This window comes from Salinibaculum rarum (assembly GCF_030505615.1).
Classification (GTDB): domain Archaea; phylum Halobacteriota; class Halobacteria; order Halobacteriales; family Haloarculaceae; genus Salinibaculum; species Salinibaculum rarum.
In genome coordinates this window covers 2,697,387-2,717,626 of sequence record NZ_CP129992.1, presented here as the reverse complement: position 1 = coordinate 2,717,626, position 20,240 = coordinate 2,697,387, and the positions used below count along the sequence as shown (strand labels likewise).

General features: G+C 56.0%; 24 protein-coding genes and 1 pseudogene. 19 read left to right on the top strand and 6 right to left on the bottom strand.

Annotated elements, in window-relative coordinates:
* Nucleotides 1–53: 53 nt before the first annotated feature.
* Together QYL91_RS14060 and QYL91_RS14055 are read left to right on the top strand one after the other, a co-directional pair.
* Complete coding sequence (locus QYL91_RS14060; RefSeq protein ID WP_302081123.1) at nt 54–659, top strand: hypothetical protein; 606 nt, start codon at nt 54–56, stop codon at nt 657–659.
* Nucleotides 656–1,783 carry a tyrosine-type recombinase/integrase gene (locus tag QYL91_RS14055; protein ID WP_302081122.1) on the top strand — a complete coding sequence of 376 codons (1,128 nt, stop codon included), beginning with the start codon at nt 656–658 and terminating at the stop codon, nt 1,781–1,783. The genes QYL91_RS14060 and QYL91_RS14055 overlap by 4 nt, the downstream gene beginning before the upstream one ends.
* 167 nt (nt 1,784–1,950) lie before the next feature.
* Here QYL91_RS14055 and QYL91_RS14050 read toward each other — a convergent pair whose 3' ends face one another.
* Entirely contained in the window at nt 1,951–2,673 is a 723-nt protein-coding gene (locus QYL91_RS14050) for a homing endonuclease associated repeat-containing protein (RefSeq protein WP_302081121.1), read from the bottom strand.
* A gap of 245 nt (nt 2,674–2,918) precedes the next feature.
* On the opposite strand from QYL91_RS14050, the gene QYL91_RS14045 reads away from it, so the two are divergent.
* The 7 genes from QYL91_RS14045 to QYL91_RS14015 all read left to right on the top strand — a co-directional run bounded on the left by QYL91_RS14045 (nt 2,919) and on the right by QYL91_RS14015 (nt 7,576).
* Nucleotides 2,919–3,527: a hypothetical protein gene (locus QYL91_RS14045; protein ID WP_302081120.1), complete on the top strand. Its 609-nt coding sequence runs from the start codon at nt 2,919–2,921 to the stop codon at nt 3,525–3,527.
* Nucleotides 3,528–4,097: 570 nt separating this feature from the next.
* Complete coding sequence (locus tag QYL91_RS14040) at nt 4,098–4,715, top strand: tyrosine-type recombinase/integrase (RefSeq protein ID WP_302081119.1); 618 nt, start codon at nt 4,098–4,100, stop codon at nt 4,713–4,715.
* Between the two features lie 101 nt (nt 4,716–4,816).
* Nucleotides 4,817–5,386 carry a DUF7342 family protein gene (locus QYL91_RS14035; protein WP_302081118.1) on the top strand — a complete coding sequence of 190 codons (570 nt, stop codon included), beginning with the start codon at nt 4,817–4,819 and terminating at the stop codon, nt 5,384–5,386.
* Nucleotides 5,379–5,816 carry a toxin-antitoxin system TumE family protein gene (locus tag QYL91_RS14030; RefSeq protein WP_302081117.1) on the top strand — a complete coding sequence of 146 codons (438 nt, stop codon included), beginning with the start codon at nt 5,379–5,381 and terminating at the stop codon, nt 5,814–5,816. Before QYL91_RS14035 ends, QYL91_RS14030 begins: the two co-directional genes overlap by 8 nt.
* Before the next feature lie 101 nt (nt 5,817–5,917).
* Nucleotides 5,918–6,298 (top strand): hypothetical protein, encoded by a 381-nt coding sequence (locus QYL91_RS14025; protein WP_302081116.1) that lies wholly within the window; start codon nt 5,918–5,920, stop codon nt 6,296–6,298.
* Between the two features lie 77 nt (nt 6,299–6,375).
* Nucleotides 6,376–7,068 (top strand): nucleotidyltransferase domain-containing protein, encoded by a 693-nt coding sequence (locus QYL91_RS14020; RefSeq protein WP_302081115.1) that lies wholly within the window; start codon nt 6,376–6,378, stop codon nt 7,066–7,068.
* On the top strand, nt 7,061–7,576 hold the full coding sequence (locus tag QYL91_RS14015) for a DUF8154 family protein (protein ID WP_302081114.1): 516 nt from the start codon (nt 7,061–7,063) through the stop codon (nt 7,574–7,576). Before QYL91_RS14020 ends, QYL91_RS14015 begins: the two co-directional genes overlap by 8 nt.
* Nucleotides 7,577–7,717: 141 nt before the next feature.
* Here QYL91_RS14015 and QYL91_RS14010 read toward each other — a convergent pair whose 3' ends face one another.
* The gene (locus QYL91_RS14010) at nt 7,718–8,551 is read right to left on the bottom strand and encodes a type IV toxin-antitoxin system AbiEi family antitoxin domain-containing protein (RefSeq protein WP_302081113.1); all 834 of its coding nucleotides are present in this window, start codon (nt 8,549–8,551) and stop codon (nt 7,718–7,720) included.
* 155 nt (nt 8,552–8,706) lie between these two features.
* Nucleotides 8,707–8,865, bottom strand: a complete 159-nt coding sequence (locus tag QYL91_RS18335) for a DUF8172 family protein (protein ID WP_465269215.1) — start codon at nt 8,863–8,865, stop codon at nt 8,707–8,709.
* A 111-nt stretch (nt 8,866–8,976) separates the two neighbouring features.
* Between QYL91_RS18335 and QYL91_RS14005 the strand changes: the two genes are divergently transcribed.
* The 9 genes and pseudogenes from QYL91_RS14005 to QYL91_RS13970 all read left to right on the top strand — a co-directional run bounded on the left by QYL91_RS14005 (nt 8,977) and on the right by QYL91_RS13970 (nt 16,551).
* A complete protein-coding gene (locus QYL91_RS14005; RefSeq protein ID WP_302081112.1) occupies nt 8,977–10,020 on the top strand; it encodes an HNH endonuclease in 1,044 nt (347 codons plus the stop codon).
* 218 nt (nt 10,021–10,238) lie between these two features.
* The gene (locus tag QYL91_RS14000; protein WP_302081111.1) at nt 10,239–10,598 is read left to right on the top strand and encodes a hypothetical protein; all 360 of its coding nucleotides are present in this window, start codon (nt 10,239–10,241) and stop codon (nt 10,596–10,598) included.
* A gap of 63 nt (nt 10,599–10,661) precedes the next feature.
* Nucleotides 10,662–12,071, top strand: a complete 1,410-nt coding sequence (locus tag QYL91_RS13995) for a DEAD/DEAH box helicase family protein (protein WP_302081110.1) — start codon at nt 10,662–10,664, stop codon at nt 12,069–12,071.
* Nucleotides 12,058–13,410, top strand: coding sequence for a DUF790 family protein (locus QYL91_RS13990; protein WP_302081109.1), 1,353 nt, complete (start codon nt 12,058–12,060; stop codon nt 13,408–13,410). Before QYL91_RS13995 ends, QYL91_RS13990 begins: the two co-directional genes overlap by 14 nt.
* 68 nt (nt 13,411–13,478) lie before the next feature.
* Complete coding sequence (locus QYL91_RS18330) at nt 13,479–13,679, top strand: DUF7837 family putative zinc-binding protein (RefSeq protein WP_465269214.1); 201 nt, start codon at nt 13,479–13,481, stop codon at nt 13,677–13,679.
* Between the two features lie 353 nt (nt 13,680–14,032).
* A complete protein-coding gene (locus tag QYL91_RS13985; RefSeq protein WP_302081108.1) occupies nt 14,033–14,173 on the top strand; it encodes a hypothetical protein in 141 nt (46 codons plus the stop codon).
* Nucleotides 14,163–15,403, top strand: a pseudogene (locus tag QYL91_RS13980) (RNA-guided endonuclease TnpB family protein). The gene QYL91_RS13985 and the pseudogene QYL91_RS13980 overlap by 11 nt, the downstream one beginning before the upstream one ends.
* A 273-nt stretch (nt 15,404–15,676) precedes the next feature.
* Entirely contained in the window at nt 15,677–16,363 is a 687-nt protein-coding gene (locus QYL91_RS13975) for a hypothetical protein (RefSeq protein ID WP_302081107.1), read from the top strand.
* Between the two features lie 8 nt (nt 16,364–16,371).
* A complete protein-coding gene (locus QYL91_RS13970) occupies nt 16,372–16,551 on the top strand; it encodes a hypothetical protein (RefSeq protein ID WP_302081106.1) in 180 nt (59 codons plus the stop codon).
* A 31-nt stretch (nt 16,552–16,582) separates the two neighbouring features.
* Here the strand turns inward: QYL91_RS13970 and QYL91_RS13965 are convergent, their stop codons facing one another.
* The 3 genes from QYL91_RS13965 to QYL91_RS13955 are packed head-to-tail and all read right to left on the bottom strand — an operon-like array spanning nt 16,583 to nt 18,208.
* Entirely contained in the window at nt 16,583–17,491 is a 909-nt protein-coding gene (locus tag QYL91_RS13965; protein WP_302081105.1) for an ADP-ribosylglycohydrolase family protein, read from the bottom strand.
* A gap of 42 nt (nt 17,492–17,533) precedes the next feature.
* Nucleotides 17,534–17,803 carry a DUF8110 family protein gene (locus QYL91_RS13960; RefSeq protein ID WP_302081104.1) on the bottom strand — a complete coding sequence of 90 codons (270 nt, stop codon included), beginning with the start codon at nt 17,801–17,803 and terminating at the stop codon, nt 17,534–17,536.
* A 36-nt stretch (nt 17,804–17,839) separates the two neighbouring features.
* Entirely contained in the window at nt 17,840–18,208 is a 369-nt protein-coding gene (locus tag QYL91_RS13955) for a DUF8165 family protein (protein ID WP_302081103.1), read from the bottom strand.
* Nucleotides 18,209–18,692: 484 nt separating this feature from the next.
* Between QYL91_RS13955 and QYL91_RS13950 the strand changes: the two genes are divergently transcribed.
* Nucleotides 18,693–20,057 carry a DUF1565 domain-containing protein gene (locus QYL91_RS13950; RefSeq protein ID WP_302081102.1) on the top strand — a complete coding sequence of 455 codons (1,365 nt, stop codon included), beginning with the start codon at nt 18,693–18,695 and terminating at the stop codon, nt 20,055–20,057.
* Nucleotides 20,058–20,240: the final 183 nt, after the last annotated feature.

The window sequence follows — 20,240 nt, the reverse complement described above, 5'->3', positions numbered from 1 at the left end:
TGGGGACCCATTGGGACCCTAGATTTATTTTTTCTGCGCGAATAGCTGCGGGTGTGAGCGACCGCAAGAAAGTCAAACTGAACGTGAGGGTGACGCCCGAGAAGAAAGAAGAGTGGCGGGATGCGCTCGAGGAGGGGGAGACGCTGACGACGCTGGTTCGGCGCGCGGTTGATCGAGAACTCAGAGACGAGTACGTACACGAATCTGAGTTGGGTGCGTACGGGGGAGTTGAAGCTGACGGAGTCGAATTAGCTGAGCAGATGCATCAGAAGGCCATGGAGGAAGTTGAGAACCGAACCGAGGCTCTCCAAAACCAAATTGACGAGATGATGGTCTCAGAAGGGTACTCTCAGGAGCAAGTCGAATCGACGGCCATGGATGCGTACGAAACACTCCCTGAGGCACCCGAACCGCCCGCGGATGCGGAATCAACGCCGGACACTCTGGACTTGCGACTGAAAAAGGCGCAGGAACAACTCTTGAGCGCCACAGAGGTTGCCGAGAAGAGTGACATCGATGGATCAGCAGAAAAGGTTGCTGACGTATTGAACGAGCCGGAACCGTTGGTGCGTGAGGCACTGATCTATCTCGAGAAACGGTCAACCCTGTCGGTGGAGAGTGTAGTTGTCGATGGCACGCGGCACTGGATGACCATATGACGGAGCGAAACGACAAAGGGCAGTTTGCAACGCCCGACGAAAAGCAGATCTCCCGCGAGAGTGAGGAAATTCTGGGCCTCTACCTAGACAGTCTCAAGTCGCAGAAGCGAGACACCAAAGGGTCTACGTCGGACACTCGCAGGAGGGAAGTCAGGTATTGGTTGGCTTATTGTGAGCGACAGGGTATTGATCCGCTTGCGGCAGTGACTGGGGATGTACGCGGGTATATCCAATCGATCACGGATCAGTCGGATACGACTATCGACAGTTACTATCGGTCGGTCCAGTCATTTTATGCGGTTATCGAGAACGATCAGATGCACGATCGGTTGGAGCTCGAGCACGGGCACCCCTGTCGTGACAAGCGAGATATCCATTTGAAGGAAGATTACGGAGTGCACGCATCGACTTCAGAGTACAAGCGACAACACACTACGGCAGGGATAGATTTAGACGGGACACGGAACGGGGATGCGGTACTCGCACTGAAGCCGCAGATTGTCGAGAAACTGTTTGACAACGTGCCGGGAAAGCGAAAGCAGACACGGCTCAGGAATGAAATTGCGGTGCGGCTGAACTGGTATACCGGGTGTCGCGCAGATGAACTCTCCAGAATGCAGGTTGAGAAGATTGACTGGGACCAATGCTGTATCAACATACGGTCAGCGAAAATCAACGCGAAAGAGAATCCGGAGCTCGCACGCCGAGATGTCTTCTTCCCAGAATCATTCAAGGTACAGTTGAAGCGGTGGTGTGAGCGCGTGAGGCATGCGTACTCGGGGGACGTAGAGCCTGACAGCGGGGCTATTCTAGTGACTACGAAGAGTGATCAGATGCAACCGAGTCTAATCAACGATATCGTCAAGGAGGCGGCTCGTAATGCCGGGGTACAGCACCCGCTCCGGCCGGCTGACCCGGGGCCCGATGACACCGTCAAGGAGTGGTTTGTGACGACACACCGAATTCGTCGATCAGCTATCAGCCGCTGGGTAAACGATTGCGAGCCGATATCGCTGCACCAGGCGCGCCAACTGGCGGGGCACGCGAGAATCCAACAAACGATGGACTACGTCGAAGACGACCAAGACCAGTTGGGTGAAGACTACCATCGGTCGATACAATAGAGCAGGCTCTTAGCTAATCTGGCAAAACAGTCATCAAGTATTTTATATTGGTACTGGCTAGCGTGCAAGATAGAAAGCGCGAGTCTCGCACAGCGTTGTCTGAAAGTTTCGGCTAAGTAGAGTATTCACTACAGGTGATGTGTCATCCCCGCAATCGAAGAGTCCACTCAGGACCGATCGTAGCCAGCAGCCTCAAGTGCATCATTCCAGCTATCAAATCGTTTGTAGTAGGTGCTGGGGCTGAATTCGCCCTTCTGTTCCATGTCCGTCGTCGTCGGGGGCTTTTCCAACTCATCTGCCAGGCGCTGTAGCTCCGTGAGAAGTTCGTCGTCGGAGACTCGCTCCTGAGCCGGGCGGGAGTCAAGCCCAGCGGCTTCCAGCGCCTGGTTCCACGACCCGAAGCGGTTCCGATACGTAATTGGATCAAACTCCGTATACTCACTCATCTCACGGCGTGTTGGCGGGCGGCCAAGATCGTCAGCTGCCCGTTTAATATCCGCGAGTAATGCTTCCCGTGACCGCTCCGTTCGATCAGGGTTTGATTCGAGATCTGCAGCCTCGATGGCCTCGTTCCAGGAGCCAAAACGGTGTTTGTAGGTATTGATCGAATGGTTGCCGTGCTGTCTCATGTTTTCCTCGGAGGGCGTCTTCTCCAGTTCACGAGCCAATCGACGAAGCTCCGCCAGTAGTGCCTCGTCAGGAATACGACGCCCCGCTGGTGGTTCGAGATCAGCTACGGCGAGCGCCTCTCCCCACGATCCAAACGCCTCACGGTACGCCGTAATTGAGTGGTCAGTATTTACATCGATTTCGTCTGGTGTTGGCCCGCGGCCGAGTTCCGCAGCGAGATCCTCAAGAGCAGCGAGCAGTTTCTCTTGATGCTCAGCCATATCTCCTGAAACTGGTGGACCCACTATAACGGTACTCGGTTGTTCGTCCAGAATCGGCAATTACAGCTGCTATAATGATCTCATTGAACCGTTCACGCGGGCCGTGAACAGGGCCTGGGCCGGTTATGACGGTTTTCAAGCAGATCAATACCTCTCTCACGGGCCTGAATACAAGGTAGGTATAGGTTGTGGATTCAGGTAAGCGTGCCACAGATGGGCGCGCGGACAACCGAGGTAGACCAACAATGCAACGACGCAAATTCCTGATCGGAATTGGATCGCTCGCCGCCGGCGGGGCGGCTGCAGTGGGCACTGGTGCGTTTACGAGTGTTGAAGCCAATCGCAACTTCGGTATTACCATCGCTGACGACGCCCAGGCTTACCTTGCTATCGAACCAGCAAGCGGTCCTAACGGTGGATACGCTTACGAAATGGGGGAGGATGTTGAGATCGAACTCGGTGGAGGACTAGGTGCTGGCCAGCCGGGCGGCGATGGGGTGAACGCCCAAGCAGTCACTCAGATTGATAAAATATTCAAAATCAAAAATCAAGGGACCCAGCCAGTGAATGTCAAAATTGACAAATCCAACCTTGAGAGCGCTTCAGACAACTTCACAGATCAGCAAGTTCGAGATGTGCTTACCTTTTACAGAGGTGATAACCCCAACGTTAACGACATAGAGAAGGGAGGCTACACCCTTGATACGGGTGGGGAAATCTTAGTCGGAATTCAAGTGGACTTGACGAACTACGGTGGGGCTAACGACTATGAGGAAGATCTTGAAAGACTCATTGATGATGGTGGGAGTGGCAACCTCGTTATCAGAGCCGAGGCTACCTCTAACGCCACTTAGGCGGAATAATACGGCCATCTAGATCTTCGGTGGTGCAGAATTCCTCTCACACCCTTTATTTCTGCATTTCTGTTTTCAAGTATGAACGAATACTGTAACAATCAGCCATGAGAAGAACTTCAAATTGCGCAACAATTTTGGGTGTGAATCAGTCACAGAAGGTGGTTGGAATCGACGTTTCTCGAATCGGTCGATACAGAGTGTATAGTGATCGGACTTGGTCTACCAACTGGTTCAGCATAACCCGCTTGGAAGCAAAGACGCTCGTGTGCTGACTTCACTCTCTATATCTCGCACTGGATCATCTATCAATACACAGGCAGATACCGCTGCTTCACTGATCTCGGTAAGAGCTCAGAACACCACTAATACAATCAGCCAGCAGTCTCTGGTAACTGAAATGTCAGGTCCTGGTGAATTTCAATCACACTCGCTCATTGACAACCTATCTGGGGTACGGTGCATATGATGCGGTCAAACACTAACTCAGCTCAACTTAGGAGTCTCTCTGTAAAGTCCAAAGTTCAAGAGGATTCAGACCACTATTGATTATAAAGGCGGTGTACCAAAATGAGTGATTACGCAAATTCCCAAGTTCGTGCGAAAGTGTGGGTGACGCCCGACCAAGTCGAGTCTCTCCGCTCAGCGTGTTACGCGACGGGAGCCGACTACTTGCAGCAACGCAACGAGGCCATCGTGGCGACGATGTACGATTCTGGGCTTCGCGTCGGCGAGCTCGCCCAACTCGATGTGGAACTTCTTCGACACACCAACTCAGAGCTCTACCTCCCGACGGAGATCCAGAAGGACTACCCCAACGAGAACTCGCCCCCACCCGTCACACTCGAGCTTGCGGACGACACCGCACGGCTGCTGTCGGCCTACCTCACTAATCGCTGGAAAGACACGCCCGCACTCTTCCCCGCTCGCTCCTCAGACCGCATCTCCGAGCAGGGCATTCGGAACATGCTCCACAAAATCGCGGACGAGGCAGGCATTCGCCCCTACAAGATCGACGGGAGCAGAGGCACACCCGACGACGTCACGCCACACGCACTCCGTCACGGGGTCGCCTACCGGATGATGAACACCGAAGACGAGAACACGCTCTACGACGTGCGCAACCGACTCCGGCACCGGAGTATCCAAACCACTGAACGAATCTACGACCACATGCTGAAGGTGTGACTACACGCCTTCGAACCAAGGTCCACCGCCTAATCAGAAATAATTCAGCGTACAATAGATATATATCGCTATAGGTGTTAGTCCCAAGTAAGGGTTCTCGAATGGACATCACCGACATTCCCGACGACGCGTACGCTGGCGACGAATCGCCGCCTGACCTCGACAAGCTCGAATCACCCGAATCGCTACTCAAGCGCGGGCCGATCCGCGAGCGACTCCTCGACATAGTCATCGGACTGCGAACGCCTACGAAGGTGTCCGACATCGCAGACCACGCTGACTGTGATACCGAGACTGCCCGTGACTACCTAGAGTGGTTCACCGAGATGGGGATGGTTCACCGCCACGACGGCCGCCCCGTCCGATACGAGCGCAACGATGCGTACTTCCAGTGGCGACGCATCGACCGGATCCGCGACGAATACACCGATCAAGAGATCGTCGAAGCGCTCTCAGACGCCATTGAGCAGATCGAAGACTACAGAGACCAGTTCGGCGCGGACGACCCCGACGATGTCTCCCTCGTCGAAGCCAGCAAGGACATGGCTACTGAGGACGCGTGGGAGGCACTCTCCGAGTGGAAAACGCTCGAACGCAGAGCAGCGCTCCTCGACGCGGCGCGGCGTGACCATCCAGCCTCCGGGAGCACTCCCGGTCACATCGATGCCTGACAACCCGGACGAGCCGCCCCGTACCGGTCCCATCGATGCGGAAGTTCTCGACCGGATTGCCGCGCATCTTGCCCGAAGCGCTCGCTTCGACACCGTCCACGCACGGCCGTCATTTGCGCCGAACGCTGTCGTCGCTGACTACGACCTCGGGTACTTCCCAAGCGGGGTCACGCGTGCCTATCTTCGGATCCGCTGGTTCGAGACTGACGACTTCAGTATCCACTACTCTGAGCAATACCAGACGGGTGATTCGTGGGAGTGCCGCTGGGATCGCCACCCCAACGACCACAACACCCGCGAACACTTCCACCCGCCCCCAGCGGCACCGACACCAGGCGACGATGCCGAGTATCCAGACGAGTGGCGGGACGTACTCGCCACGGTACTCACCCGCCTCGACGAACGGATCGAAGCATTCTGGAGCGAGTAACGAACCGTGCGAATACGAGGGGTGCAGTCCTACGAAACGAGAATTGGCTGTATCCGATTTAGGGAAACTGATTACTGACGTCCGGGTGTACCGCCGCATCAATGCCCCAGATATTCGACTTCTACTGTACGAATCCGGACCGTGAGTTCGAGATGCCGTCCGGCTGGGGCTACTACATGTACGCAACTGCGGACGACGGCGAACGCGTCCACTGCCCGCATCCCGGCGAGATGAGGCGCGCTCGAGAAGTAATCGGCAAAGATGCCGCCCAAAAGGAGATAGACCGCCGTACTGGATTCAACACGTACTGCTTCTGTATCCACTGTGAAACGCAGGTAGACTTGGACTTGGACCGTGACGAGAAAGCGTGTCCGGAGTGTCGGTCAAATGCGGTCAAGACCATCGATGAGCTTGTTGACGAGCAATGCCCTGTCTGCGAAGATGGTACATTCATCGCGGAAGACACGGGCGCGATTGCCTAGCTCTCGTCTCCGACCATATATGTGGAGCGCAGTATTCTATATGAAGTTTAAGTACTTGGCCGTCCGAACAGTTTTGTATGGAAAGTCGGTCGAATACTGACGGAGGAAATGGAGCGACGATATCGCTTGAGATCCCCGCACAAGACGCTGACATATTCAAAAGTCAGGCCGTCCACGACATTCTCTCCTTTTTAACTCGATACCATACCGACGAGTTCTCCATCACCGAACTAACTGATGCAGTAGACTACTCCCAGCCGACCATCACCAAGGCCGTCAATATCTTAGCCGCCAACGATCTCGTTACCGACCGGCGCAACGGGAACACGCGGCTGGTACAAATCAACTCCGGGCGGTTATCCCGGCCAGACGATCCGATCCTGCACATCCCGCAGGCCGAATTCCATACGCCAGTCCGCACAGCCGTCGATGAATTAATCGAACAACTCGACGACGCCGTCGGGATTATCCTGTATGGGAGTGTCGCGCGCGGCGACGCTGACCGTCGGAGTGACATCGACCTGTGGGTCCTCGTCGAAGACGACCGGATGGCGAATCAGCGAACCGCGAACCGCGTTCGACAAGACCTCGAAGACCAAGAATTCGACACCGGGCGGTACGCATACGACATCGACGTCGAATCACTGCCAGCAGTCCCAAACTACACCGACGAACTCCACGATGTCCTCGGCAATGGCCTCGTTGTCTATGACTCGGAGAAATTCGAGACCGTTCGGGAGATGGTCTTCCACGGTGATCTCGATGAGTAGGGAATCGGACCCGCAAGCCATTGTGGATGCACTCGCCGCAGCCATCGACGCATTCAACGAAGAAGGATACGGTGTCCCGACGCGCGAAGACGCAATCAATTCCGACGCCGACTGGAAAACCCAGCTGACGAAAGCATGCCGGCTGCTGGCGGCGGTCGATACACTCTCCGATCAAGGCTTCTACACCGCGACAATCGAATTGTGCTTCGGCGCGACCGAACGCTCCGTCGAAGCCTACGCCTTAGCCGAAGGCGGCGACAATCTTGAGGACTTTCACGACCACACCACCTGCTACGACCGCGCAACAGCCCTCGGCCTCCTCTCCGAGCCAACGACCCGTGACCTCCGACAACTGTACGACACTAACCGCACAGACAGTTACTACGGCGGCCGCCGTCCGACAGAACGTCAAGCGGATACAATGCAGCAACTCGCTCGCAGCGTCCACGAGTACGTCACCGACCAGATCCGGGAAGGCGGCGTGTGCGTCTGTGACTCTCCGCATTGACGGACCTTGGTTCACATCCAGCCGATTCCGGCGAGTAACACGAGGGAAACCGGCAACGCCAAGCGCGATTATGGCCAGTTCAAAAAAGACCGAGGCGGACATCCAACTCTCTGGCCAGCCGTCGAAGTTGTGCTTCGGAAATCATGAGACGTCCTCCGGAAGGAACGATTCGTGGGCGACGTTCAGACGAAGTTGATACGTGCTGTCACGGGTACCCTTAGCTTCTCGCGTCGGATCGAGCAGCGGGTAGCCAGTTGTGAAGTTCTCAACGAGATCCTGATACCCTGGAAGGTCGATGTCCAATTGGTCAGCGAGGTACACTAGTCGTTTCGTTGCAGCACCGTTCCCGACTCGCCGCTGGTACTCAACGACGCGTTCCCACGAACAATTCGTTTCGACAGCGTTCTGCATCGCCTTCGCAAGCTCGCTGATCCCCCCACAGAACTCTGGATGATCGGCACAATCAACCAGCGTCTTTTCGACACTCGAGATGTTCACCTGATTCGACCCGACCGCCGTCGGTTGATAGCCAAAGAATTTCTGCTCAGTGACAGTCACCGGTCGGTACGTCACCCCGTGAATTTCGCGCTCTTGAGCACGCGCTGTCGTTACGACATACACCGTCCGGGACATCTGCTCCGTCAGTCCGTGATGATTCAGCGCACTCCAGTATCCAACGTACATCGGCTCCACGAGGGCCGACGCGATTACGAACTCGTGCTCGGTATACACAGCGTTTCCACCCGCAGCGAGCGGCAGAATGAGGTACTTCCCGTGCGCGATCCGCTCAAGCCACCCCTTCTCCTTGAGCGCATACGCCATGTCCTTGGCCGACTTCCGCGGAATATCAAGCGCGTCTGCGATGTCACTAATACTGATGACCTGCCGGTTTTCGCTTGCGAGCCGTGACAGTGCCTGTGACTCGCGCGTCGATAGGCTCTTTCGTTGATTCTCTTCGTCGTTTGTTGACTCCATAGCCGCTCAGCGCACATAGAGTCTAAATTCTCTCTCGCAATAAAGGTAGTTGTTAAGAGTTATTTTAATAAAAGTCGCCTCTACAGCCGCTTAGAATACATAGACTCTAAATATACCTTCGACGCCGACACAAAGCAGGAGTGTCCTTCCGCCACCTATTGATTCGTATACAGTACGAAAAACTCCTCATCCAGGTCGTAGTACTCAATAATCGCATCTTGCCCGGACGTCGTTATGTCATCCCTGTTCTGAGTGACATATGCGAGAGAATACTGAGAATCCTCAGGGTGGTGGTAGTAGACGCGGGCAGTCATCACAGTACCGTAGACCGGATCAAAACACACCACTAGCGGGAGGTCACCGTTCCCCTCCGTCCGAATGGTACGCAGGCATTTATTGATCGACAGACGTAATGCCGTGGTATCATGCAACACGCGTTTCGGGTCGGGCAACAATACCGCGACACCGGGAGTTATCGCAACCCGGACGACCAGTTCCTCCGCTGGGTCCGCGGTCCGCTCGACAGCGGCATCAAGAACACCGGTGGCATCCGCGACCTCGGTGCGGATCGGTCTGAGACGCCCGCTGCGCTCGTCCTCGTCTCGAACGACAGCGGTATCTCCCAGCACGACGACCCGTGGGAAGACACCCTCGCTGTCAACGCTGGGTACATCAGCTACTGGGGCGACGCGAAAGCCGACAATCCATACGATGAGTCCGCGCAGAATCAGAAGATCAAGGCCGCCTTCGACAACGCCGCGGCCGGTCGGCGCGAGGACGTCCCGCCCTTCTTTGTCTTCCGCAAACCCGAATCAGGCGTCGTCGAGTTCTGCGGCCTCTGCGTTCCCGACCACCTCGAGGTGCGTGCGTACCGTTCTGAGGACGGGACACAGGTCCCGAACTACCAGTTCCACTTCTCCGTCCTCAACACCAACACCGTCCCCGTCACGTGGCTGCACGAGCGCGCCCAGCAGAACGACGACAGCGCAGCGCCCGACGTCTGGCAGCAGTGGGTCCAGACCGGAGAGGTCGCCCAGTGGCCGACCGGGGAGCCCCTCGACCAGAGCGGTCGAGTTCGCCGCTATGAGACCTCCGAGATCACCGTGAGCGACGCCTTCCGGGCAGACACACTCGAACGCTACGGCCACGAGTGCACTCTGACCGGTATTCGAGAAGAAGAGCTGCTGGATCTCGCGCACATCCTCCCCCGGAGTCAGCACCCGGACTTAGCCGAACACCCGGAGAACGTTCTCGTGTTGAACTCGCTGCATCACCGCGCGTTCGACGCCGCGCTGTTCACCATCGACAGCGACTACCACATCCGAACGAGCCCCTCATTCGAGCCAGCCCATCCCTTCCTCTGCGAAACCATCCTTGACCGAGACGGCGACCAACTCTCGTTCCCACCCGATGCGCAAGTACAGCCGTCGTTCCTCGAAGAACTCAACACGGGTCTCTCGTGGCTATAATTCCGGAATGTGGGGCGGCAATTCTCAGGATCGCATGGAGTCTCGAATCGTTGTCGCTGCCTGGCACGGGAGGATTACCTCAAGTCACCGCTCGACGCTGCCCTGGCTTCTGACTCCACCCTGAATTTGCGATTGGAACGACTACCGACGCATTCGACCGTCAACACCGAGTCTTTCGTTAACCGACACTCAAGACAGTCGGCAACTAACAGCAAGGTATGAGCGACACGTACGCACTCACCATCGTCATCGAATCGTACGAGGTCAGCGGGGAGTTCTATCTCGTCGGTGACGGGTACGACACGGGTGGAGAGGTGCTCAAGCACGTCGCAACTGACCACATTCTGACGATAAAGCAACGCCCGCACGTCGCCGAGTATCTCATCGAAACACTCCAAGATGCTGAGAACGTGAGCGAGTCCGACTACGAGCGGGCAGATCCCGATGTTTCGTGCGGACTTCACTTCGATGTCGATCACCATCGGTTCCGCTTCTGGGTTGACGATCACACTGTTGATATCGGAAGTCAACCGACCAAAAGCGAACTTCGATCAATCGCTGACGACCTCTCGATGTAGCCACTCTCGTATCTGCTCTGCTCCAGCAAGAACAAATAGCTCGCCAGCCGTAGGGCAAAATGAATGCGTCTTGTCTTCGATGATGGAACGCTTCTCCTTGAAGACGCTCCCGAGGACGTCCCGTATGGCGAGTGGGACGACCGCATTGGCGAGCAGCGGGCACAGGCACAGCAGTACCGTGTCATCTGTGACTGGGCGACTGAACCGGATGGACAGGCAACGCTCCATGAATCCACAGCGACTGTAGCTGAGCTCGAGGATGACGCCCGCTCCTACGCCGAATTTCACCTCACGCCGTCTGTCGCCATCGAACCACGGGAGTACCAGCAGGACGCGCTCTCGGCGTGGCAAGCTAACGACCGTTGTGGGAGCGTCGTACTCCCGACTGGGAGCGGCAAGACGTTTCTCGCCGTCCAGGCCATTGCGGATGCAGGTGTGAGTACACTCGTCGTCGTCCCAACCATCGACCTGATGAACCAGTGGCACGCGACGCTTACCAACGCCTTTGGTGACCAGCTTCCAGACGGCGTTGGCGTCCTCGGCGGCGGAAGTCACACCGTGACAGACATCACGGTAACGACCTACGATTCTGCCTACCGCTACATCAACGAGTACGGCGATCAGTTTGGACTCCTCGTGGTGGATGAGGTACACCACCTTCCAGCACCGACCTACCAGCAAATCCCCGAGATGACGATTGCCCCCTATCGACTTGGGCTGACCGCAACCTACGAGCGTGCCGACGGCGCACACGAAGAACTGGAAGAGCTACTCGGGACAGTTGTCTATCGAGAGGATGTTGACGAGCTTGCTGGCGACTACCTCAGCGAGTACGAAACTATCCATCTCGGCGTCGAACTCACCGACGAGGAACAGACAACGTATGACGAGGAGTACCAAATATACCGTGACTACGTGGACAGCCACGAGTTCGACCTCTGGAAAGAAAACGGGTATCAGGAGTTCCTCAAGCGAACCTCGTACGACCCGCAGGGACGCCGTGCCCTTATCGCCAAGCAACGAGCGGAGACCATCGCCCGTACTGCCGACAAGAAACTCGACACGCTCGACAACCTCCTGAAACGCCACCACGACGACCGGACTATCATCTTCACCGCCAACAACGAATTCGCATACGAGATCTCCCAAGAGTTCGTCGTGCCGTGTATCACCCACCAGACAGACACCGACGAACGAACCGAGATCTTAGAGCGGTTCCGAAGTGGTGAGTACTCGATGCTCGTCACGTCACAAGTACTGGACGAGGGGATCGACGTGCCTGCGGCGAACGTCGGGATCATCCTCTCTGGCAGTGCCTCAAAACGACAGTACGCACAGCGGTTAGGGCGGATTCTCCGCCCGACAGATGACCGCCAACCCGCTCGCCTCTACGAGATCATCGCTGAGGACACAATGGAGACCTACGTCTCCGAACGACGACGGCAGGGGGTGACAGCGAGTGCTGACAGCTGACCTCGCACGCTCACGCACGCACGAGGAGACCATCACCCCGTTGTTCATCGACACCGACGAGCAACGGTATCGAAACACCGCTGACGAACTCATCCAGATCTTCGAGGACCACCTCGGCGAGCCAAAGGGCGACTTGGAGGAGACAATTGACCAGCTCACCATCGCGGACACGGACTACAAAATCGTCCAGGGGTTGGCGAAACTGCTGAAAGACGAGTGCGAGTTCGAAACAGTCGCTCCAGTTGAACCACAGGAAATTCGGCAAGCACTCTTCGAGAAAGCAAACGAGTCGTACCCGATTGTCCGACAGCCCACCCTCGGCGAGGATACACAGAAATTAGAGGTGTACAGTGCCGTTGCGGACCACCTGGGTATCTCCCTTGAAGAGTGCTACCAAGGAATGTATGCGGACCTGGAGGAGAACAAGCGACTTGTGCGGTTCGGACACCGCGTTTCCAATGAATACAACGGGACAGACGACACAACCACGACGACACGACTCACGGGTGATAGCGAGGAATCTTACGCCGAGGACATGATTACGGTTGAGTGGCTGCTCACCCGCTATAATCTCGCCTTGGCGCAGGCTGTACTGTACGATGCCACAGAGATGCGGGTACGAGTCTGGGACTCGTTTGCGACGGTGTTCAGCTACGTGAAGCTGTTCGGGCTGATGCACCGTATCTATCCAATCGACAGCACCGGGACTCGCGTAGCGAGTACCGATGTCGCAGACGGCTACGAAGCAATCTTGGACGGAGCGGCGTCCCTGTTCTCGAAATCACGGAAGTACGGAATTCGCATGGCGAACTTCCTCCCAGCACTCCCGCTGTGTGACCGCTGGGAGATGGAAGCCGACATTCTTGACGACGACACCGGTTCGACCAGTCGGATGGTGTCCTTTGAGCTTGCCCACACCGACGACTTGTCTTCGCACTACGCTGCGCAGGGCGAGTTCGACTCTGACGTGGAACGGACGCTTGCCCAGAAGTGGGAACGAGCGACCACGGACTGGGAACTCGTCCGCGAAGATGACGTGCTGGACTTGGGCGCGGAGGTGATGCTTCCCGATTTCGCTCTCGAACACCCAGATGGACGACGGGCACTATTCGAGATTGTGGGATTCTGGACACCAGAGTATCTCGATGAGAAACTGGCGAAAATAGGTGAAGCCAACCGAGACAATCTCATCGTCGCCGTGTCCGAGCGACTGGACTGCTCATCGGACGACTTCGACGGGATGGATAACCGTGTGCTGTGGTTCAAATCGGGCATTCACGTCTATGATGTCGTGGAGTTGGCTGAAGAATACGCCGTCGAAGTCTCTTTTCCCCGCTAAGACCGGTTCCGTCTATCACTTTCACCGTACTCCCCTGAGAGATTTAAATATGGAGTGCGATCATACAGATGGAGCTTGGAACTTTGTCACACGCTCCAAGTTCCCCTTTCCAACTTTCCATGTCAAACTCAGCGTCGGAATTTGGCACGTGTCCGTTCTGCGGGTCGGCTATCCCAGCGGGAGCAATCCTCGTCGAGTACGAAACCGAAGGGGAGACACGGGTGTTTGCGGAATGTTTCGACTGCGGAGAACCCGTCCAGCCACAGTAGCTGGAATTTTGAAGTGAGTTGGTCGCATCACACCGTAGCTTTCCCTGAACGGTTTGTCCATGGCGGTCGCAGGCGTCCATATGGCGACTCTCGACACACCTGTTTCGAGTCTCCCTTCTCGACCGCTTGAGATGGAACAAGAACTCGCCCAGCTCGAAGACAGCGGACAGTTTGAGGCGATCATTCACAGTGAGAAAACGATAGAAGTTGACGAGCCATCTTGATACAGCGAGGGCATCCCGGCGTTCACGCCGGGAGGGAATCGCGTAAGCTCCGGGCGACAACTGCCGAGACTATCGCAAACCTGAATGCTAGACGTAAGCGTTTAATTACACGGCTACTTACATAGCTCTGTGCGAACCGATGTAGACATGGAGCGGGACGGCGACCTACACGAGCGGGTCAAAGAGTATGCCCGTGAGAACGGAATTCGCCACCCGCGAGCATACCGCGAGCTAATCGAGAAGGGATTAGAAGCCAGTAGTGCCGACTAAGACGCTTGAAGCGACACTCGCGCCGCCGACAGCCCACAAAGAGCGCAAGCTACAGGAACTCCACGACCTGTATCACGAGGGGCTACACGAAGCGTTCGAAGCTGGCGCTGATACGCAGTCGGCAGTCAACGACATTGTGACGCCCTACGACCTGCCGTATCAGGTCAAAGACGCACTCAAAAACTACGTTCCGTCGTTGGACGACGCACAGGAATTGAGTGACGACCACCCGACACGGATGGTCAACCGTGCCGCTCGCTTCGACTACTCGGAGGACCGAACACACAGCTACGTGTGGGAGGTCCCGCAACCCGGACGTGGGACGAATTTCTGGATTCCGCTTCGCATCAACCCCGAACAGGAACAACTGTGGGCTGACTTGCTGAACGGGAACGTGTCGCCCGGTCAACTCCAACTGATACAGAATCGCACATCATGGACGCTACACGTCGCTGTCAAGTATGCTGTCGAGGATTCCGACTACAATACCGACAGCGACGACGTGACACACATCGGTCTGGATATTGGTGAATCGTCTCTCATCATGGGCTGTGCCCTCAGAGACGGTTCACCGACCCGCCCGCTTGTGTGTGACGGGAGCCATCCAAGCATCTCCGCAAAGAGATGCACACCACCCTCAAACGACTGCAAGAGCGTGACGCCGCCGAGTGGCGGATTGACGAGCGATTCGACCACTACCAGAACGCGCTCACCGATATTGTCGAGAAGGCGTCTCGGCAGGCTGTCGAGTACGCTCGACAATTCGAGAAGCCGGTTCTGGTGATGGAGGACCTGTCGTATATCCGCGAGTCGCTGGACTGCGGCAAATTCATGAACCGGCGGCTTCACGCATGGGCCTTCGCTCGATTGCAGGACCGTATCGAGGACAAAGCCACCGAAGCGGGAATCCCGACGATGTACGTCAATGCGGCGTACACGTCGCAAACTTGTCACGAGTGCGGTCACATCGGCTATCGAGACAGTGGCGGAGAGTTCCACTGTACGCACGACGAGTGCCACATCACGACGTTTGAGGGGGACATAAACGGCGCTATCAATATCGCACAGCGGGCAGACCCGTGGGGAGAGAGCGTGCCGCTGAAACCGGCAGGCAATGACTCGCCTCGGGATGGGAGTGCCTGTGACAGCACCACGACCCACACCGAGCAGAGCCACTCAGAGCAGATGACGCTCGGTGAGTTCGGGTCGAAACCCACTGCCAGCGATTAGCTGGTATTCCCACGCAGGGAAGCCGCGCCGTTCACGGCGCGGAGGATGTCACGTCGGTTCGTATTGGGTGATTGGAACTGTCGGCATATAAACTCATCCTGGAGTGATAGCTCATCAGTCATCTCTGCGGACAGTTCTTTGTCAACTGTTGTCCTGTCTATCTTATCCGTCTGAGGCAAGTCTCAGCAGAGAAGAACCACAATAGTTGTAGCTCTCGGTGGCGAAGTTGCCTGTCACGGCGGTGAACAAGAGGATCCCGCGGTAACCAACAATATGACAACGACGGCCGACATCAACTTGGGTACTCGCTTCGGGGGTGAGGTGGATATTCCGTTCGACGTGGAACTCATCACCAACGACCTACAGGTGGCACTCGGACGGGTGCGTGGGACGGCTCTCATCGACACGGAACACACCGTTCGCATCGATGAAGACACTCACTGGTACTATCGGTTCGTCGTTGACGGGACGCAACAGCGAGTGACGCTGGAACGGCTCAAACTCCCAGACGGAGCAGATTCAATGGCGTTTACCGATCTTGAAACTATCGACACGGAAGAGGTTGAGCGGGGTGTCGTTGTCGAGGAATACGAGCGAGCATTAGCACAGTTGATGCGTCGTACCAAAGTCAGAGAGAACGGCGGATTGACAACCACACACGGCGACGGGATTCTGACAGCTGTCTTTGAGAAATACGGTGACTACCCAAACAAAGAGATCAAGCAAACTGAGATCGTCCCATTCGAGTCATACGAGGAAATAGAGGAACACTTTACTCGAGATGAGGTGCGTCAACTCTGGCGGGACTTGACAGACATCGACGGCATCGGCAAAGCACGGGCGACAAATCTCATTTTGCTCAGCGACGCAACGGAACTCACCGATATACGTGACGAAGTCGAGGATGAGAACTGGGAGCACATCCAGTCTGAGTTTAATACGGAGACCGACTCGACATAACACGAATCGTGACGAGTGACGTGACGGACTTCGGCGACCGTCCAAGTGCAGATCACGCTGGGGTTATGCTCCTCTATGACGACACGATGCCAGCCTACCGTATCGCGTCTGCACTCATCACGATGGTAGACGTGTACCCGGGTCGAGACGCATTCGCAGGCCGCGAACACCTCGACACAGGGGCCTGACCCCCAAGTCCCGCAACGAAGAGTGCGTCCGTCACGCCAGCTCCACGAGTTGGTCTGCTACTCCTTCGAGTTCGCCCGCTTCGTCGATCGCGTCAAGCCACCGCTCAGGAAGTGCCGATGCCCCGAACCGTGCGCCAGCGGCCGCGCCCGCGATTGCGCCAATCGTATCGGTATCACCACCGCGATTCACCGCCGTCACAATCGCCTCCTCAACGCTGTCACAGTAGAGTCCATCGTGGAGTGCGGTCTGAAGCGAGTGCACGACGTAGCCCGAGGTCTCCAACGAATCGGGAGTGTTCCCTCGAGCGAGCGGCCTGAGTGCAGCCACGAGTTCGTCCGGTGCACTCGCGTCGACGTAGTCCAGGGCATCCCGCAATGGTGTTCCTGTGTCGTCCAGGAGACCAGCCACCGTGAGGTTCAGAATCGCGCAGCCATAGGTACACCGCGGATCAGCGTGCGTGATCTGTGAGGACTCCCGACTCACCGCAACGAGTTGCTCCCAGTCACTCGCGTACGGGAGAGCGAGTGGTGGGCACCGCATCACGCTGCCGTTCCCTGCGTTCTGCCCTTCTCGACTCTGCTCCCACACATACTGGCCTGCCTCGTCCCACTTGTCACCTTGCTTGAGGCGGCTGAGTGACCGCATCGTCATTCGGCCGATATCGAACGGGTCACTATCGTACCATGCGACAAATCGGTCGGCGACATCCGCCGGGTCGAACCCTTGCTGCTCGACGAGACTGCGCGCGATGCACAACGCCTGTTCGGTGTCGTCAGTGATCGTGCCAGCCGGCTGATTCCACGTGCCGTGCCCAACCATCTCCTCAAGTCGCCCGTACTCTGTGGTGATCTCCGAGGCCGAGGCGAACTCGACCGGTCGCCCGAGCGCATCCCCACACGCAAGCCCCAGCAACACCCCGCGAGCGTTATCTACATCCATACGTACCCAACGACGACATCGTGGAAAAACGTGGGGTGGCAGTCACTCGCCGGGCTTCGTTCCCGTGCGAAGATTCTCCCGATACTCCGCCCACGCCTGATACATCTCCACCCGCTCGTCTTCCGTCATCGTCTCGTGTTCGTCCTCATCGTAGAACGGCAATTCGTCTTTCTCGGGCATCGCCATCACGACGCCGAGCGGATAGAGTTGCTCGTAGTAATTCTCCAACACCCACGCTTCGCCATGCTCAGCAACAGCTTGCCGGATGTACTCAACGCCTTCTGGGTACTCTTCTTCGAGGTTGTTGGTCATGGTTGATGGCTCGCTGATAGTCAGTTAATCCGGCGTCTATGCTGGTGGCCCAGCGTTTCCAAATTCGGCAAGTGAGTGGTTCGGGCTGTCAGTGTTCCACTTCCCAATCTGAATAAGCTCGAACGCGTCGAGACCTTCATCAATTTCTTCATCGAGTGCCGCCTGAACCGCCGCGGGGAGGGTCTCGATGGGTATCGCAGTGAGTGCATGTTGCGTGAGGCGGTAACTGGTAGCGAGACTCGTCGGAGCAACAACGACGACATCCTCGCCAGCGACGTCGTCAAGAGCGAGTTGAGCATCCCTGCGCTGGAGCACAGTTGCGTCCAGTCCGTCGACGGGAAACAATTCGGTCGCGTCCCCGTAATCAATGCTCGCCCCCGCCGACGTGAAATGCCCTTTGAGCATAATCGAGAAAAAATATATGCTTTATGCGCATTAATTTTGCGGTAGATCTCTGCGTGGACTCGACATCGACCTCAGCTGCGCGTCGAAACACGGTTCTCGCTGTCAGTCGCTGAAGTACCAAGCCAGTAGAAGACGATGAAAACGCAGTGTCCAACCTTACAAATAAGACCAGACATCTGATTTTCAATCCTGGATGCGAGTACCTCGAGGTGCGACAAGCGCCGGGACACGACAAGTGAACAGTAGTACAACAATGTCATAGAACCGTCTCAGACCCCGCACCGGGCATCCGAGACTGTTCGATATAGAGAGTATAGTCAGCACCGAGAGGTTCTTTTGTGCAGTACTACCAGCTGTAGATACTTGCGCATCGTCATGCATGATACACAGCGTCTCTCCAGCAGTGGACGGTCAACCAGAATTCTGTATCTCCACACATGGTTTCTGGGAAAGTATAATACAGGTATAGTGGCACTATCTGATAATGGACGGTACCTGTCTCTCTCGCCGTCGAATGCTTGCACTCATGGGCGCAACTGGATCTCTGACGGGCTGTACAAGCACGTCTGATGGGGAAACTCAGGATACCAGTGAGGAAACTGAAACGCCTCCGGCGGCACCCAACACGACGAGCATCAATTCCCAGACACAGTCCGAGACCCCCGAAGAGACTGATCACGAATCGGAAGATACCGAGGAAGAGACGACGGAGGAACAGACAGCAGATACCATCTATGTCGCCCCTGACGGTGACGATAGTAATCCCGGGACTAAAAACGACCCGATGGCAACGATCATGTCGGCTCTCGATGCTGTACAGCCTGGCGACACGGTCTATCTACAACCTGGTGAATACAGGCAGCGACTTGTGACAATACACCCTGCTGAGTCGGAAAATCCAATCACCATTACGGGCTCGAAAGACGCAGTGCTCAGACCGACACAGAAAATAGACGAAGAGTTCTATTATCCGGTCAAAATCCAACACTCTCACTACCGACTTACTGGCTTCACTATCACCGGGTTGCACACCCCAGATGCCCCACAAGAGGTCGATTCGTATACGAAACGGCTCGTACAAATCTCACCCGACCCTGAAACCTCAGAGTACCTCGAGGATGTTGTTTTTGCACCCCATGGGATCGGGCACACCCAACGAGCACTCGTCAGTGTCGTCCACACGAAGGATAGCGAGTTCGGCCCGTTCAAGATGATCGGTCCCGCCGGGGTCCAGTACCTCTACGGTGACAAAAAATCGCATATCGGTGAAATTCTGTACATTGGGCAGCCGCTTCAGGTATACGCAGATGGTGCTGAAGGTTACCATTGGGACACATACGATCAAACTCGCAACATCCATATTCACCACATCGACAATAGTGAGGGGTATCACCACGCCGAAATGGTTGATTGTAAGGATGGAACACGAAATATCACAATCGAGTACTGTACTGATGCCGGTGGCTCAGCAAATAATGACCCGTTCAGCCCACAATCAATCCACATGCGAGGTCACAACTGTACGGTTCGCTGGAACCATTTAGCCAACGGGAATGGAAACGGCATCGAGGTTTACAAACCGGGATCTGACCAGTTGTTCCCAGAGTTTGGATTTACCCAAGAAGTCGTAGATAACATCGCCACCGATAACGAGATCTATGGCAACGAGGTCTATGATTTCGAGCTGAAAGCCATCGCTTTAGATGATGAGACCCGAGACGCCCAGCGACATATTTGTGGCAATGATATTCGTGGCGATACGAGTGGCAATCCAGAAAAGGAATGCCCCCAAGAACTCCCCGATGGCGAAGGAATCGGACATACCGGTGGCGACAGTCCGTGGGCTTGATTGAAACAGATACTGTTGCATAGGACAGCGTGTCAGAGAAATAGTCACAGGCGAGTTACTGCGATGCAATCCGCGCAATAAATGTTGGATTAGATATTGTTCCAGCAAGCGGTGCAAGATACAGAGCGTGAGTTTAACACAGCTAACTGATTATCAAAAAGCCCGTAGCGAGACCAAATATAA